This window comes from Ignavibacteria bacterium, assembly GCA_016873845.1.
In the GTDB taxonomy this organism is placed as follows: domain Bacteria; phylum Bacteroidota; class Ignavibacteria; order Ch128b; family Ch128b; genus JAHJVF01.
The window spans coordinates 1-14,789 of record VGVX01000070.1 but is presented as its reverse complement, the minus strand read 5'-3'; the positions used below and the strand labels follow the sequence as shown (position 1 = coordinate 14,789).

Sequence of the window (14,789 nt, the reverse complement as noted above, 5' to 3'; positions counted from 1 at the left end):
TAAATTTGAGCACAATATATATTATTAGTGCGATACCAAATGAGGCGAAAAGAAAAATTACCCATAGCACTCTGACAATTGTTGGGTCGATATTCAAATACTCTCCAATTCCTCCGCAAACCCCAAATATCATCTTATTATTTGAAAGAGTAAGTTTTTTAGGTTCATTTGCTGTCATAATTTTCTCCTCGAAAGTATTTTTTTTTGAGATAAATAAAATTCCTGCTGCAATCAAAACAAATGGAAAAATTTTGTGTTCGAATAAAGCTGCAAAATATGAAGTGGACATAAGTTCAAGGTAATATATAAATAGAATTACTCCTCCAAATATCAAGCTTAACCCAACAAACAATTTTTTTTCAAAATGTATTCTGATTTCATCAGATGGAATAACTTCATTATTAGAAAAGTCCACAGGAATTATGAATCCGAATAAGATATAAAATATCAAACCGGCTCCGCCAACTAGAAAAAAAAGTATGAAGAGTAATCTTATTACTGCAGAATTAATTCTAAAATATTCTGAAAGACCGCCGCAGATACCAAATATCATTCGATTGTGAACCGAACATCGCAGAAGTTTTTGCTCCGTTGGTTCAATAAGATTTTCGTTGTGCTCTTCGCCCATGTCTCAAATTATTATAGTAAAAATTCTTGTGCAAGAAATAAAAGGTCCCAAGTTAAAGTTAATTCCAAGAATTTGTTATCTCTCATCTTCTGGAAAAAATAACTTTTCTTTTTCGTGCAGCTCAGTTGCTCTTTTCTCCCATTCAATAAATAATTTTTCAAGTTTTTTTGTTACATTGTTGTATTCAACGAAGATTATATGATGGTTTGAGTTTTTCATGAAAGATGGAGAATTCATCTCAACTTCTAGAATTTTCTTGCGAGCTTCTAATTCTGAAATTTCTTTTTCAATTACACCCACATTTAATTTGATTTCTTTAGTAGCTTGATAAAATTTTTGTCTTGCTTCTGCTTCGAATCTTTTCTGCAGTCTCCTTTGATTTGTTTTTTCATTCTTTATTGCTGGTTCTTCGTTATAATTCGAAAGTTCAATCTTGGAAAGGTATTCAGAAACATTCCCAAGATATGTTTTGATCTTTTCATCTTTTACTTCAATTACTTTACTCACAATTGGATCAAGAAACTCAACATCGTGAGAGACGATTAATAAAGAACCATCGTAATCGATCAGCGCGTCCTGCAGGATTTTCTTGGAATCAATATCGAGATGATTCGTCGGTTCATCCATTATTAAAAAATTAGATGGGTGAAGTAAAATTTTGGCTAAAGCTAATCGGCTTTTTTCTCCGCCTGATAATACTTTTACTTTTTTAAATACCTCATCGCCATTGAATAAAAAGCAGCCGAGAATTGTCCTCAATTCTCGTTGACTCTTTTGCGGATTCACATTTTCGACAGTTTCCAAAACGGAAATATTCAAATTCAATTGTTCTGCAACATCTTGTGAGTAATAACTCGTAATCACATTGTGACCAAATTGTATTTTCCCATTATCGATCGATTCTTCACTTGCAATAATTTTAGACAGGGTAGTTTTGCCAGATCCGTTTTTCCCAACTATAGCGATTTTATCTTCCTTATTAATTTCAAGGTTAATCCCATTAAATACACTGTGAGAACCGAATGATTTCTGGGCGTTCTCCATTCGCAGAACGATTTTACCGCTTCTGGGAGTGTTACCGAAATCGAAACTAATTGTATGTTCTTCATCATGCAATTCGATCTTTTCAAATTTGTCCAGCATTTTAATTCGGCTTTGCACTTGCCTCGCTTTAGTTGCTTTGTAACGAAATCGTTCAATAAATCTCTCAATTTGTTTTATTTTTTGCTGCTGATTTTTGAACGATGCAATCAATTGTTCACGCTTTGTTTCTTCGGCTTCCAAATAATTTTTAACATTTCCATTATACATGTTGATGGTGCCGAAAGAAAAACCCAGAGTTTTTTTTGTCACAGTATTAAGAAAATGCTGGTCATGAGAAACGATTATTACCGCGCCGGGAAATTTTTGTAAATATTTAATTAAGAACTCGAGCGAGTCTAAATCCAAATGATTCGTTGGTTCGTCGAGCAATAAAATATCTGGATTGGATAACAAGATTTTGCTAAGAGCAATTCTCATTTTCCATCCACCGCTGAAAAGCGACGAGTTTTTGATCAAATCATTTTCCGTGAAACCAAGTCCAAAAAGGATTTTCTTTGCGTTGCTTTTGAAAACTTCGGGATTAATTTCGTGGATTTTTTCTTGTACTTCGCCAAGTTTTTTTATTAATGCACTATCGTGTGAAAATTTAAGTCCGTTAAGCAAAAGTTTTTCAGAATTTTCAAGCTCAACAAGACTTGAATTGCTTTGATATATTTCATCGAAAAGACTTTTATCGGAATCTTCGCTGATATAGTCTTGGGGCAGATAACCGATTGATATTCCGCTCTGGAAATTTATTGAACTGGATTCAGGTTCCTGAATTTTGGAAAGAATTCGTAAAAGAGTAGTCTTCCCGCAGCCATTTGGGCCGATAACTCCAATTTTATCACCGGAGTTTATTTTAAAAGAAGCAGAATGAAAAAGATATTCACCGCTAAATTGAATCGATAAATTCTCTGTCGAGATCATCCCACATTAGTAAATAGTTCCTTCCTCGCTTGACCATTTGATTTATCATTCACCTTAGCATAATGAACCGATTCGTTCAATGCCGATAGAAACTTGTCGAAATCTTCTTTATACAAAAAGATCTTGAATTTTTCTGAATCGTTCTCGGTTCGTTTTTTTTCGGTGATAGTTATGTATAGTTCATTCGTATTTTTGGTAGAACGAACATCCAAGAAGTAAGTTCTACGGCCTGCCTTCACAATACGAGTGAATATTTCATTATTATATGTATCCACTGCTCTTCCCTTATGTTAAGTGTTACCTATTTATTACAGCGACTTTTCCAGTTGTTAACTGTTCTCCATCTTCGCTGTAAGCGATTATAAAATAAATTCCTGAAGAAACAAGATTGGAATTTTTATCCCTTCCATTCCAAAATGCTGTTCGACCTCCAGGAGTTGAAAACTCATTCACTAAATTTCCATCAACAGATAAAATTTTTATTAATGAATTTTTTACCAAACCATCTATTGTCAGTTTTGGTTCCTTTGTGTTATCAATATATAACGGATTTGGATATAACTCTATTTTTGCAAAACTTTCTAACGGTTTGATTGAAATCGTGTACAAGCTCGATAATCCGTTATCAGTTCCGATGTAAACTAAACCATTTTTATCATTAATTGCAATACTTTTTACATCATCACTTAAAAGAGGGGAATTTCTTGTATTGTATTGTGCAATGAGAGAACTCCCATCCGGACTTAAGACCCAAACACCACTTCTCGTTCCAATCCATTTATTATTTAATCCGTCGACTGTAATGCAATTAATATATTGCTGTCGAATTGAAAAAATACTTGTTACTCTTTGTTCAGGTCGGGTTGGATTAACAACAACATTTACGCCTAAGTTAGTCCCGATCCAAATTTCTCCACGAAGATCGACTGCTATGGAGGTTGGAGGACCATTCAAACCATTCGATGTTGTTAGCAAACCCCAAGTTTTTGAAGTTGCGCCGGTTTCATTGAAGTAATAAACTCCCTGTGTGATCGAAGTTTGGGTTGAAAGTGCCGTGATCAGCCACTTTGTATCATATCTATCAATTACAATATCATCTAAGAGAGTAGCTTTTGAGTTGAATCCATTTTGATAGAAAGTCCATTTTCCGTCAGGAGAAAGTTTGCCAAGTATTTTTTCGTTTCCTGCATCACGATTTAAAATCCAAATATTTTTTTTCGAATCTTCTGCAACTCCAGAAATCACGATAAAATTTTTATTGTTAACAATACCGACTAATGAATCGACATTTGAATTATTGTATCTGATGATCAAGCTATCATTTTTAATTTTTAGTGCGCCATATCCCCATCCAAGCAGCCAAACCGTGTTGTCAGAAGTTGAAACTGCTTTGTGATAAGAGTTTGCGCCCATGATTGAATACTCGCCGAAGAGAAAATTTTTCCATCCTGTCTCATCCAAGCGGTAAAATCCTTGATTGACTACGTCCTTTCCCGATGCTGCCCAAAGTTTTCCGTTATCGTCTACGGCAATTGAGGGAAAGAGATTTGTTGTCGGGCCAGGAGGGGCTAAAGTATTCACTGATGAACCAACAAGTATCGGAATTCCAATGTTAGATGATGCAAAATAATTTTTTGATGAAATTGATTTTGCTAAATCAGTAATTTTGCCGCCGAAATCTGCAAACTGGAGAGTGAAAGCACCTTGATAATAAATCCAAAGAGCAAATTCGGTTGCGATAACCAGACTGTCTCCTTTAGCAATTAAATCAATGACATTTGCCGAAGAGACTGAACCGGATTTTCGAATAAATGTTGAATCGGCTAGATAAAATAAACCTGCCGGAGTTGATGCATAAAGAGTATCGTTAAACCTAACGATGGATGAGACAATTTGAGTCGGCAAGCCGTGCAGGTTAGAGAAATTTCTCCAAGATTCAGGTGTGAGGTAATTTGCCAATCCATCTTTCTGAACCGCAATGCCTTTTTCGGTTGCAGCCCAAAGTGTGTCATCAACAAGAACAGAATTCACCCTTAAATCTGCACCGAAGCTGCCAAGTTTGTTGTACGTATCACCGAAAGTTAAGCCAGTTGAGTAAATGATACTTACACCAAAATCCGTAGAAACATATACAATCGTATCTTGAATCGTGAAGTCATTAATTCTTTTTTTTGTTTTTTCGGAATTGGCAATTGCGACTATATAATTCCAACTTTTTGTTGAAGGATTATAAATATCTATATTCCCTGTCGAGGAGCCAAACCATACTCTCCCAAGTTGATCAATTGCAATTGCAGTTACGTTTATCGATTTGAGTCCTTCGGTCGTTGTAAACTGTTCAAATGTTTTTTTTGAATAGGAATAATAAAAAACACCGCCAGTTGTTCCCGCCCAAATTCCATCATCGGTAACGGCAATTTTATTAATACTCTTCATGTTAGTGAAGTTCTGCCATTTACCAATTTGACCGACTGCATTTATGTTAAATGCGAGAAGTATGATCAATGCAATGATTGATTTTTTGTATGTCATTTTTTCCTCCAAGTTATGCATCGTATCAATACTTCAGTAATATCCTCTTAATTATTTTTTATAAATAATTTTGATTCCTTCAAGCAATATTTAGTCGTTTTTTCATTGAATGAATATTCTCAACGGATGTTCCAAACTTACCAAAATTTTTGAAATCATTCCTCAATCCTCCGTGAAAATCTGATCCGCCTGATTCCAGTAAATAATGTATTGACGCTATTTTACGGAAGTAATCCGTTTTGGCACTGTCATGAGACGGGTGAACAGTTTCGATGCCGTCGAGTCCGCTTTTTATCAGTGCTTGAATGTATTTATCAGGAATGTAATTCGGATGAGCAAGAAAAGAAAGACCGCTGGCTTTATTTATTAGTTCGATGACGTCTTTTGGCGAGAGGTGAATTTTTTTTTCAAATGCCGGACCAGAATTGCCGATAAATTTTCCGAAAGCTTCAAAATAATTTGAAACGATATTTTTATTGACCATTGCTTCTGCAATATGAGTCCGAGCGATTGAACTTCCGTTTGAAATTTCCATAACATCGTCCATGGTTAGATTGAAGCCAAGCTGGCGGAGTTTCACTATCATCCTTTCCGCTCTTTTTACTCGCTCTTCACGGAAGTTAGTTAGATAATTTAAGAGCGCTTCGTTTTCTATATTGATATAATAACCGAGTATGTGAAGTTCTTTGTGGTAGTATTCCGTGCTTACTTCTACGCCGGGGATAATCTTTACGCCCAAATCATTTCCGATTTCAATTGCTTCTTTAATGGCTCCAATTGAATCGTGATCTGTAATTCCTAAATATTCAATACCGAGATTCTTCGCCCTGGTAATTAATTCCAAAGGAGTTAATGAACCATCAGAGTATATTGTATGAGAATGTAGATCGGCAATTATTTTCATTTATTAGACAATAAGTTTCATTTATCTTTTAATATGCGATCGTAATAATTTAAATACACAAGCACAAATTAACCAACCCAAACGAAATTCACATCTAATTTATTCAAACGATGGAATAAAAACAATAGGGAGACGAAATCCAAAAAGCGATTTAAGAAATTTGAGTAATACTAATATTTTCAATTTTTTTTATGTAATTTATCTCAACACAAAATTGGTTTGCCATGAAAGACTTTTTTGCATTAATAACCATACTCTCAATTTTTTCTCTTGGGATTGATTACTTTGCTGTAATTTCGTTTGAACGGGGGTCGAAGCTTGTTCCTTCGTCATCACGTGCAGTTACTTTTAAGAGCGTACTCGGCTGGGCGATTTATTCTGTTTCGCCGGTTAAATCTGCAGTAACCGTTTTACCCTTAATTGCCATATCGTTTATAATATTTTTTCAAATGGAAATTTCACTTCTTTGGTGGATCGGATTGTTCCTTCAATTCGGATATGGAATTTATTTCGTCGGTTATATTTATCCAAAAATGCGCCGATTTGCTAATTGGGATTTGCGAAATCCAATTGCCAAGTGGGAATCGCTTTATTCTACATTTGCGAAGGCAAATTCGTTTCTTCTGATTTTCGGAACCCTTGTAAGCATTCTCCTCTGTGTTGCTTTTTTCTTGAGCTAAATCTGAAATTCGTTCCTTTGCTCTTCGAGTTATTATTTTCTAATTTTGTATCAGATTTATGGATTAATTTCACTCACTTTAATCCTCGAGTATTTCAAAAATGATTTTCAAATTGAACTTATAGGTAAAACGATGATAGATTACCCGAAACATTTATACATGATTGTTTATCCAATAAATGCACTTGTTGCATCGCAGCTTGAACCAGAAGATTTCGGAATGCACTTTGCTGTCGGAAGCACAAAACATTACAGCGGTAAAGTAATTTTTGTGGAAGTCGATATAAACTTTCGAAATGCGTACTTTGACATTGAGCATTTTTTAAATCAAACCGTTCCCGATACAGTAACAAAACGTCCAAAAAGAACTAAGTTTATCAAGTCCTATGACGTAATTGCGAATGTTCCATTAAATGTATTAAAGAAGCTTTACCTCGTTAAAGCTAATGGAGTTGTGCTCCCTTTAGAAAAAAAAGAATATACAGCAATAAACGAACCGGGTTTGATTAGAATATATCAAGAAATAGCACCACTCGAGACTCTCGTCGGATCCACAAAGGACCAGCGAGAATTTGGCAGATTCATTACAACTGAAACAAAATCAAAAGGTGCACCGAAAATTTTATTCACACAAATAGATTTTAACATAGATAAATTTTTTGAAGAGAACAGAGGGAAGGGAATAATCACTTGTCAAATTCCTAATGTGAATCCTTATCGTGTTAAAGAATGTATCGAGGAGTTAAAACGTCATCCAGAAAAACTAACCAAGACTATTAGTCTCGGTTCGGTCATGAAGGAAATTTCTTTTTCACTTTTAAAACATGGATTCTGGTTCGTCGAAAAAGATGAAATGGTTTTCTATCCAATGCCTACGATCGAAGAATTGGAAACAAAATATTTTTATTGGTGGAAATACTCCGCTAGCTAAGTAAAAAGATTAAAAATAAATATTGATAAATAATTTGAAAATTGGAGGATATACACATGGCAATTAAAGTTGCAATTAACGGTTTCGGAAGAATAGGCAGATTAGTTTTCCGAAGATGTCTCGAAGTCGGCGGGTTCGATTTCGTAGCAATTAACGATTTAACAAGCCCAAGAGTACTTGCACACCTTCTTAAATATGATTCAGTTCATGGGAGATTCAATGGGACGGTGGATGTTGATGGAAATGATCTTATTGTGAATGGCGATAGGTTGAAAGTCTATGCAGAAAAAGATCCGGCAAAACTTCCATGGGGAAATTTGGGAGTCGATGTAGTAGTTGAATCCACAGGCGTTTTCAGGAAGCCAGAGCAGTTGAAAACTCATCTTAATAATGGAGCGAAAAAAGTTATTCTGACAGTTCCAGCGGACGAAAAAGAATCTAAAATGGATGCGACAGTTGTTTTAGGAGTGAATGATGAAGTTTTGAAACCTGATATGAAATTGATCTCCAACGCATCATGCACAACTAATTGTTTGGCTCCTATGGTTAAAGTTCTTCATGATAATTTTAAAGTGAAGTATGGATTAATGACTACAGTTCATTCTTATACAAACGATCAAAATCTTCTCGATCTTCCTCACAAAGATTTAAGACGTTCACGGGCTGCCGCGATGTCAATTATTCCATCAACAACGGGCGCTGCAAAAACAATAGGCAAAATTATACCCGAACTTAAAGGAAAACTTGATGGAACGGCATTGAGAGTTCCAACTCCAGATGGGTCAGTTACTGATTTTGTCTGCATGTTAGAAAAATCAGCGACTGTCGAAGAAATAAATGCAGCATTCAAAAAAGCCGCAGAAACTTCCATGAAAGGCGTTCTTGAATACACCGAAGATGAAATCGTTTCCGCGGATATCGTTCATCATCCAGCTTCATGTATTTTTGATGCAAAATCAACAATGGTAATAGAGGGGAATATGGTGAAAGTCCTCGGCTGGTACGATAACGAATGGGGATACTCGTGCAGAGTAGTTGATTTGATTCAAAAAATCAGCTAAGAAAAAATAATTAAATTAAACCTCCAGGATTTTATCTGGAGGTTTTTTATTTTAAATAAAAAAGTTTATGAAAATGAAAATCGGTCTTGCACAATACTCTCCTGTTTGGGAGGATAAAAAAGCGAATCAAATAAAGATTGAAAATCTTTTGTATAATTTTAAAGAAGATATTTCGTTATTAATTCTTCCTGAGCTTAGTCTTACCGGCTTCACAATGCATTCAGATAAATTTGCAGAATCGCTGAATGGAGAAAGTGTTTTGTATTTCAAAAATCTTGCTACAAAAAGAGCAGTTCATGTTTTTACTGGAATAATCGAACGAGATCAAGACAAAATATTTAATACACTTCTTCATATTAATCCAGAAGGGGAGTTAATCGGTAAATACCGGAAGATTCATCCGTTTTCTTATTCGAGAGAAAATGAGTTCTATCACAGAGGAACTAAGCCAGTAATTACCGAAATTGACAATTTCAAAGTCGGACTTACTATTTGTTATGATTTGCGATTTCCTGAACTTTATCGTTTTTACGGAAAAGAGAAAGTCGACATTCTAATCAACATTGCAAATTGGCCGATTGCACGGATCGAGCATTGGCTCCTTTTACTGCGTGCGAGAGCGGTTGAAAATCAGTGTTATATGGTTGGTGTAAATCGAGTAGGGAGCGATCCGAAACTGAGTTATAATGGTCACAGCAGCGTTTTTGATCCAATGGGAATTGAATTATTAGATATTACTGATCAGGCAGGAATTTTTTCTGCAGATCTTCATAAGGAAAAAATAAATGAGGTAAGAAAATCACTTCCATTTTTAGAAGATATTTATCTTATATAATACCTGGTAAATCTGCCGCTGCTTTCATTAACCAATAATATTTTGTATTTTTTTTCAAATCAAATTAATTGATGCGAGGAAAATATGCGTCTTGCCTTTCTCATAGTTTCAGTTTTTCTTTTTTCGAGTGTTACCTTTAGCCAGGTTGGTGATGATGAATTGGTTGAACTTAAAGAGCTAATTCCGGATATCGTGCTCGATTTGCGCTATAATTCCACAAATAATTTTGTTCATCAAAAACTATATTCAACGGATGTTTGTCTAATCAGCCGAGCGGTTGCACAAAGATTGGGTCTCGTTCAAGATAGCTTACGCAAGCTCAATTTAGGATTAAAAATTTTTGACGGTTACCGTCCGCGTACTATTCAGTGGCTAATGTGGGAAATTTTTCCAAATCCAATTTATGTTGCCGATCCGGCAAATGGCTCAAAGCATAACAGAGGAAGTGCTGTCGATTTAACGATCATTAATTTATCAACAGGGCAGGAATTGAACATGGGAACGGATTTCGATTATTTCGGACCGGAAGCCGGACACGATTATACCGGTTTTACTCCAGAGATTTTAAACAACCGAATATTCCTTAAATCGATGATGCAGAATGTTGGGGGACTAACGTCATATACAGCAGAATGGTGGCACTACGAATACGTTTCTGCAAATGTTTACCCATTACTTGATTTTCAAATGAAGTGAAGTGGGTGAGATGAAATTTATTACAATCATAGTTTTTATTTTTATGAACTTACATTTTGGCTTCGGTCAAAACCTGATTTTAGGAAATGAATTTAAAGTCAATACCTATTCCGATACAACTCAAAGAGAGCCTGCAATTGCTTCTGATGGATATGGAAATTATGTTATCGTGTGGTCATCTATTAATCAAGATGGAAGTGAATCTGGAATTTATGGACAAAGGCTTAATGCAAATGATGAAAAAGTCGGAAGTGAATTTAGAATTAACACTACAACATTAAAAACGCAGTACCGTCCTTCGGTCGATATGAATTCATCCGGGAGATTTATCGTTGTTTGGGCATCGATGGTTAATATAAATTCTTCCTTCGATATTTTTGTGCAAGTATTTGATGAATCTGGGAATAAAGTTGGTTCGGAAATTCTTGTGAATACAACAACAGCGAATTCTCAAAATTATCCTGATGTTGCAATCGATGCTTCTGGGAATTTTTGCGTTGTGTGGCAATCTTGGTTTCAGGATGGAAGTGATAAAGGAATATATGCACAACGTTTTTCTTCAAGCGGAAACAAAAATGGAGCAGAATTCTTAGTTAATACCACTACTGCATATTCCCAAGGGCGTCCATCGATTGACATGTCACCCGATGGAAGATTCGTAATCGTTTGGGAATCATGGAAACAAGATAATTTTTTACCATCGGGATATGGAATGTATGGACAAAGATATTCGTCTGATGGTTCGAAACTCGGCAGTGAATTTCAGATAAATACTTTTACGAACGACTATCAGTGGTTCGGTGATGCAGCAATGGATCAATATGGAAACTTTATTGTTGTTTGGTGCTCGTGGCGGCAGGATGGACATGATGGGGGAATTTTTGGTCAAAGATATTTCCAAGATGGAAATAAAAATGGAAATGAATTTCAAATCAATACAACTACGGCTTATTATCAATGGCTTCCAAAAGTTGCTGCTGCAAAAGACAGTTCTTTCGCGGTTATTTGGTCCTCGTGGAAACAGGATGGCAGCAGAGAAGGAGTTTATGCCCGGCTGTTCGATAAGTTCGGAAGATATAAAAGTTTTGAATTTCGAATGAATGAATACACGGAAAACTATCAGTGGGAACCTGGCATCGCCTTTGGAAATGAAAATGAGCTGATAGCAGTATGGTCGAGCTGGGATCAATCTTCCGGAAAAGATTATGATATTTATGCAAGAAGAATTAAGCCGGATATTCCTCAAGGGAAAATAATTGAGACGGCTGTAAATCACGTTGAAGGATTATCGACGAGCAAAATAAAAGTACATCTGATTGATTCGACTCTGACAACTGGAGAGCTTTATCGTGTTACATTCAATAAGTTAAACAAAGATTCTATTTATTCTTCGGTGAAAAACGTCACGAAAAACGAGAACCGCGTATTAAACTTTGGAATTGATAAAGGTGCGAATCATTTTTATTTAACTCAAGCATTTGAAGGCGTAGCAGTTGAATTTAATCCGGATTTTAATCTTGAATTGAATTTAGTAGAAAGCTTCGCTCAAATAAATTCTGCCTCGAATTTAATTTACTCGTTCACAAATCCGACTGTCGGCAAAAAAGAAACTGCCCCGATGGATCTTGTATTATCTTTCGGAAGAACCGATACTTCATCGGATGGTAAGTATATCTATCCTTTAGATACAGCTTTGAGCCGGACTGGTGCGAGAGTTATTATCGTTCCATTCAAAGTATTCAATTTAAAAGATGGACAGAAACTAAATTCACTCGTTCTCGAAAATTCCGGAATGCTGAATAATAAATGGGATGCAGGCGAATCAATTGTTGTATTAACTCCGCCGCCGTATGCAACAGGATCAACGAGTACACACTGCCAGATAAATAATTCACCGCCAGCCGGTCTGCAGCCTACCTTGCCAAATCAAGGAGACTCGGTATTTGTTCTTACTCATCGGCCTTTAACTAATGAAGACGTATTCGAATTCACAACCCAACGAAATAATTTTATAGTTGGAGTTAAAGATGTGCATTCGAATCCGGAAAAATTCGAACTATTCCAAAATTACCCGAATCCATTTAATCCTGTAACAAATATTAAATTCCAAATTTCATATACCAGTCATGTAACATTGAAAGTTTTTGATATTTTGGGAAGAGAAGTCGCAAAAATTGTTAATGAAATAAAGGAAGCTGGCACATATAATTATCAATTCTCAATCATGCCTAGCGGCAGACAAGTTCTCAATTCTCAATTACCAAGCGGTATATATTTTTATCAATTGAGCGTAGACAATAGAATAAGCATAAAGAAAATGGTTCTAATGAAATGACACAGTAGAATTATGTATCGTAAATTTTCAACACATTATACAGCGTATCTCTTTGGGCTGCATTGAATCCGGACTCTTGAATTAACTGGATCACCTCTTCGGTGAAAGTTTTGTTAACAATTTTTGCCGCTGCATGGACATTCTCTTCTTCAAGTGTTCCGCCAAAATCATCTGCGCCGAAATGTAAGGCAACTTGTCCGATTTTCTTTCCTTCGCTGAACCAGGATGCTTGTATGTGTTTGAAGTTATCGAGATAAATTCTGAAGAATGCAATTAGTTGCTTATTACGCGATCCAAGTCGTTTGTTATCTGGGTTAAGAAAACTCAAAATCAGTGCTTCTGTTTTACGTGAAAATCAACGAGACATAAAAAGTAGATGGTAAAACTGATATTACTTCGCCCAAAAAATATTCAAGAAAATTAAATTCATTTTGTTTATTTTTTCATAGAATAATATTTGGATAAAACCGATGGAGTCTTTAAAAAGAATTACATTCGACAGCAAAATAATGGCAGGAAAAGCTTGCATTCGAGGGATGAGAATCCCTGTTTCTCTAATTGTAAATTTAGTTGCTAATGGTATGAGCAATGTAGAAATCCTTAAGGAATATCCGGATTTAGAGTTGTAGGATATTAAAGAAGCTCTTAAGTATGCTGCCTGGCTCGCGTCAGAAGAAATTTCTTATTCAACTTAAACAACATTTAACGTTTCTCGCAGACATGGGTATTTCTGTCTCCACTTAAAAATGGTTGAATGAAAACGGCTATAACTCAGTTCATTTACGAGAGCAAATCTCTAAAGACTAAGTGATGATAAAATTATTGAAAAAGCAGAGCAAGAGCAGAGAACTATTCTTACTTGCGATTTAGATTTTGGAGACTTATTGGCAGCATCAAAAGAAAAATTACAGAGTGTTATTATTTTTAGATTACAGAATCATACACCAGAAAATATTAATAAACATCTCGAGAAGGTTTTAGAAAATTCTTCTCTTAATCTTATTAATGGAGCAGTTATTATTGTTGAGGAAAGCCGGCATAGAATAAGATCCTTGCCGATATAAATTATAGTTGAAAAAGTAACAGCTAAAGTTAAATAAACTTCAAATGTTAATTCAAATATCCTGAATTAAAACGCATTAATCATCTTCTATCATCATTGTTCTACCAAACTTTCCGCTTTATGGACTTTCAACATATTATACAACGTATCTCTTTGCGCCGCGTTGAATCCGGATTCTTGAATTAACTGGATCACCTCTTCGGTGGAAGTTTTGTTAACAAATTTTGCCGCCGCGTGGACGTTCTCTTCTTCAAGCGTCCCGCCGAAATCATCTGCGCCGAAATGTAAAGCAACTTGTCCGATTTTCTTTCCTTCGCTGAACCACGATGCTTGTATGTGTTTGAAGTTATCGAGATAAATTCTGGAGAATGCAATAATCTGCAAGTAACGATTCGGAGGTGCAAATGTTTTTATATTTTTTTCAAATGGCGTATTGCCGGGTTTAAAGCTCCACGGAATAAAGGCAGTAAACCCATCCGTTTCGTCTTGAAGACTCCGAATCGCTTCAAGATGGATCAATATATCTTCGTCTGTTTCGATGTGGCCGTACATCATAGTGGCTGTGGTTTTATAGCCAAGCTGCTGAGCTTCTTTCATTACAAAAAGCCAATCGTCTGTTTTGCCTTTGAGACGCGACATTTTTCTTTTTACTTTATCACTCAAGATCTCTGCGCCGCCGCCGGGGATTGTTCTTAGTCCTGCTTCCCATAATTCCTGTAAAACTTCCTTTACACTTAATCTCGAGACTTCGCTCATCCCGATTATTTCAGATGTTGAAAAAAAGTGAGGATGAATTTCCGGAACTTCTTCTCTAGTTCGCTTCACCAGATTAATATAATACTCAAATGGCAATTTTGGATTCACCCCGCCTTGAAGCAGAACAGTAGTAACTCCTCTCTTAGACGAATCCTTGAACTTCTGAATCATCTCATCGACAGTGAATGTGTAAGCATCCGAGTCTTCTTCGTGACGGTAAAATGCACAAAATGTACAATCGATTTCGCATACGTTAGTGTAGTTCGGATTAGTATCGATTACAAATGTAACTTGGTCGTCCGGATTATGTTTGCAACGAATCTCATTTGCGGTTTCGCCAAGATCAAGCAGTTCGC

14 protein-coding genes and 2 pseudogenes are annotated in these 14,789 nt (G+C 35.8%); 8 read left to right on the top strand and 8 right to left on the bottom strand.

Translation table 11 applies throughout. From position 1 onward, the window contains the following. From FJ213_11045 to FJ213_11020, 6 genes and pseudogenes are all read right to left on the bottom strand, one after another. On the bottom strand, window positions 1–178 hold a 178-nt coding region (locus FJ213_11045; protein MBM4176689.1), incomplete at its 3' end, for a PspC domain-containing protein. 237 nt (window positions 179–415) lie between these two features. Continuing rightward, a pseudogene (locus FJ213_11040) lies at window positions 416–628 on the bottom strand (PspC domain-containing protein). Between the two features lie 75 nt (window positions 629–703). Beyond that, window positions 704–2,641 carry an ABC-F family ATP-binding cassette domain-containing protein gene (locus tag FJ213_11035; GenBank protein MBM4176688.1) on the bottom strand — a complete coding sequence of 646 codons (1,938 nt, stop codon included), beginning with the start codon at window positions 2,639–2,641 and terminating at the stop codon, window positions 704–706. After that, a complete protein-coding gene (locus tag FJ213_11030; protein MBM4176687.1) occupies window positions 2,638–2,916 on the bottom strand; it encodes a DUF3276 family protein in 279 nt (92 codons plus the stop codon). The genes FJ213_11035 and FJ213_11030 overlap by 4 nt, the downstream gene beginning before the upstream one ends. A 22-nt stretch (window positions 2,917–2,938) precedes the next feature. Further along, complete coding sequence (locus FJ213_11025) at window positions 2,939–5,194, bottom strand: hypothetical protein (GenBank protein MBM4176686.1); 2,256 nt, start codon at window positions 5,192–5,194, stop codon at window positions 2,939–2,941. Window positions 5,195–5,252: 58 nt separating this feature from the next. Further along, window positions 5,253–6,077 carry a PHP domain-containing protein gene (locus FJ213_11020; GenBank protein ID MBM4176685.1) on the bottom strand — a complete coding sequence of 275 codons (825 nt, stop codon included), beginning with the start codon at window positions 6,075–6,077 and terminating at the stop codon, window positions 5,253–5,255. A gap of 224 nt (window positions 6,078–6,301) precedes the next feature. On the opposite strand from FJ213_11020, the gene FJ213_11015 reads away from it, so the two are divergent. The 6 genes from FJ213_11015 (at window position 6,302) to FJ213_10990 (ending at window position 12,614) form a co-directional block, all read left to right on the top strand. Continuing rightward, complete coding sequence (locus FJ213_11015) at window positions 6,302–6,757, top strand: hypothetical protein (protein ID MBM4176684.1); 456 nt, start codon at window positions 6,302–6,304, stop codon at window positions 6,755–6,757. Window positions 6,758–6,802: 45 nt separating this feature from the next. Further along, entirely contained in the window at window positions 6,803–7,687 is an 885-nt protein-coding gene (locus FJ213_11010; protein MBM4176683.1) for a hypothetical protein, read from the top strand. Between the two features lie 56 nt (window positions 7,688–7,743). Then, window positions 7,744–8,748 (top strand): type I glyceraldehyde-3-phosphate dehydrogenase, encoded by a 1,005-nt coding sequence (gene gap, locus FJ213_11005; GenBank protein ID MBM4176682.1) that lies wholly within the window; start codon window positions 7,744–7,746, stop codon window positions 8,746–8,748. Window positions 8,749–8,815: 67 nt separating this feature from the next. Beyond that, window positions 8,816–9,583: a carbon-nitrogen family hydrolase gene (locus FJ213_11000; GenBank protein MBM4176681.1), complete on the top strand. Its 768-nt coding sequence runs from the start codon at window positions 8,816–8,818 to the stop codon at window positions 9,581–9,583. Window positions 9,584–9,667: 84 nt separating this feature from the next. After that, on the top strand, window positions 9,668–10,279 hold the full coding sequence (locus tag FJ213_10995; GenBank protein MBM4176680.1) for a M15 family metallopeptidase: 612 nt from the start codon (window positions 9,668–9,670) through the stop codon (window positions 10,277–10,279). Between the two features lie 10 nt (window positions 10,280–10,289). Further along, window positions 10,290–12,614 (top strand): T9SS type A sorting domain-containing protein, encoded by a 2,325-nt coding sequence (locus tag FJ213_10990; protein MBM4176679.1) that lies wholly within the window; start codon window positions 10,290–10,292, stop codon window positions 12,612–12,614. Window positions 12,615–12,624: 10 nt separating this feature from the next. Here the strand turns inward: FJ213_10990 and FJ213_10985 are convergent, their stop codons facing one another. Beyond that, window positions 12,625–12,942: a hypothetical protein gene (locus FJ213_10985; protein MBM4176678.1), complete on the bottom strand. Its 318-nt coding sequence runs from the start codon at window positions 12,940–12,942 to the stop codon at window positions 12,625–12,627. Between the two features lie 142 nt (window positions 12,943–13,084). On the opposite strand from FJ213_10985, the gene FJ213_10980 reads away from it, so the two are divergent. Next, on the top strand, window positions 13,085–13,243 hold the full coding sequence (locus tag FJ213_10980) for a DUF433 domain-containing protein (protein MBM4176677.1): 159 nt from the start codon (window positions 13,085–13,087) through the stop codon (window positions 13,241–13,243). Between the two features lie 22 nt (window positions 13,244–13,265). After that, a pseudogene (locus FJ213_10975) lies at window positions 13,266–13,678 on the top strand (hypothetical protein). Window positions 13,679–13,770: 92 nt separating this feature from the next. Here the strand turns inward: FJ213_10975 and mqnC are convergent. Then, the coding region (gene mqnC, locus FJ213_10970) for a dehypoxanthine futalosine cyclase (GenBank protein ID MBM4176676.1) at window positions 13,771–14,789 on the bottom strand (1,019 nt) is incomplete at its 5' end.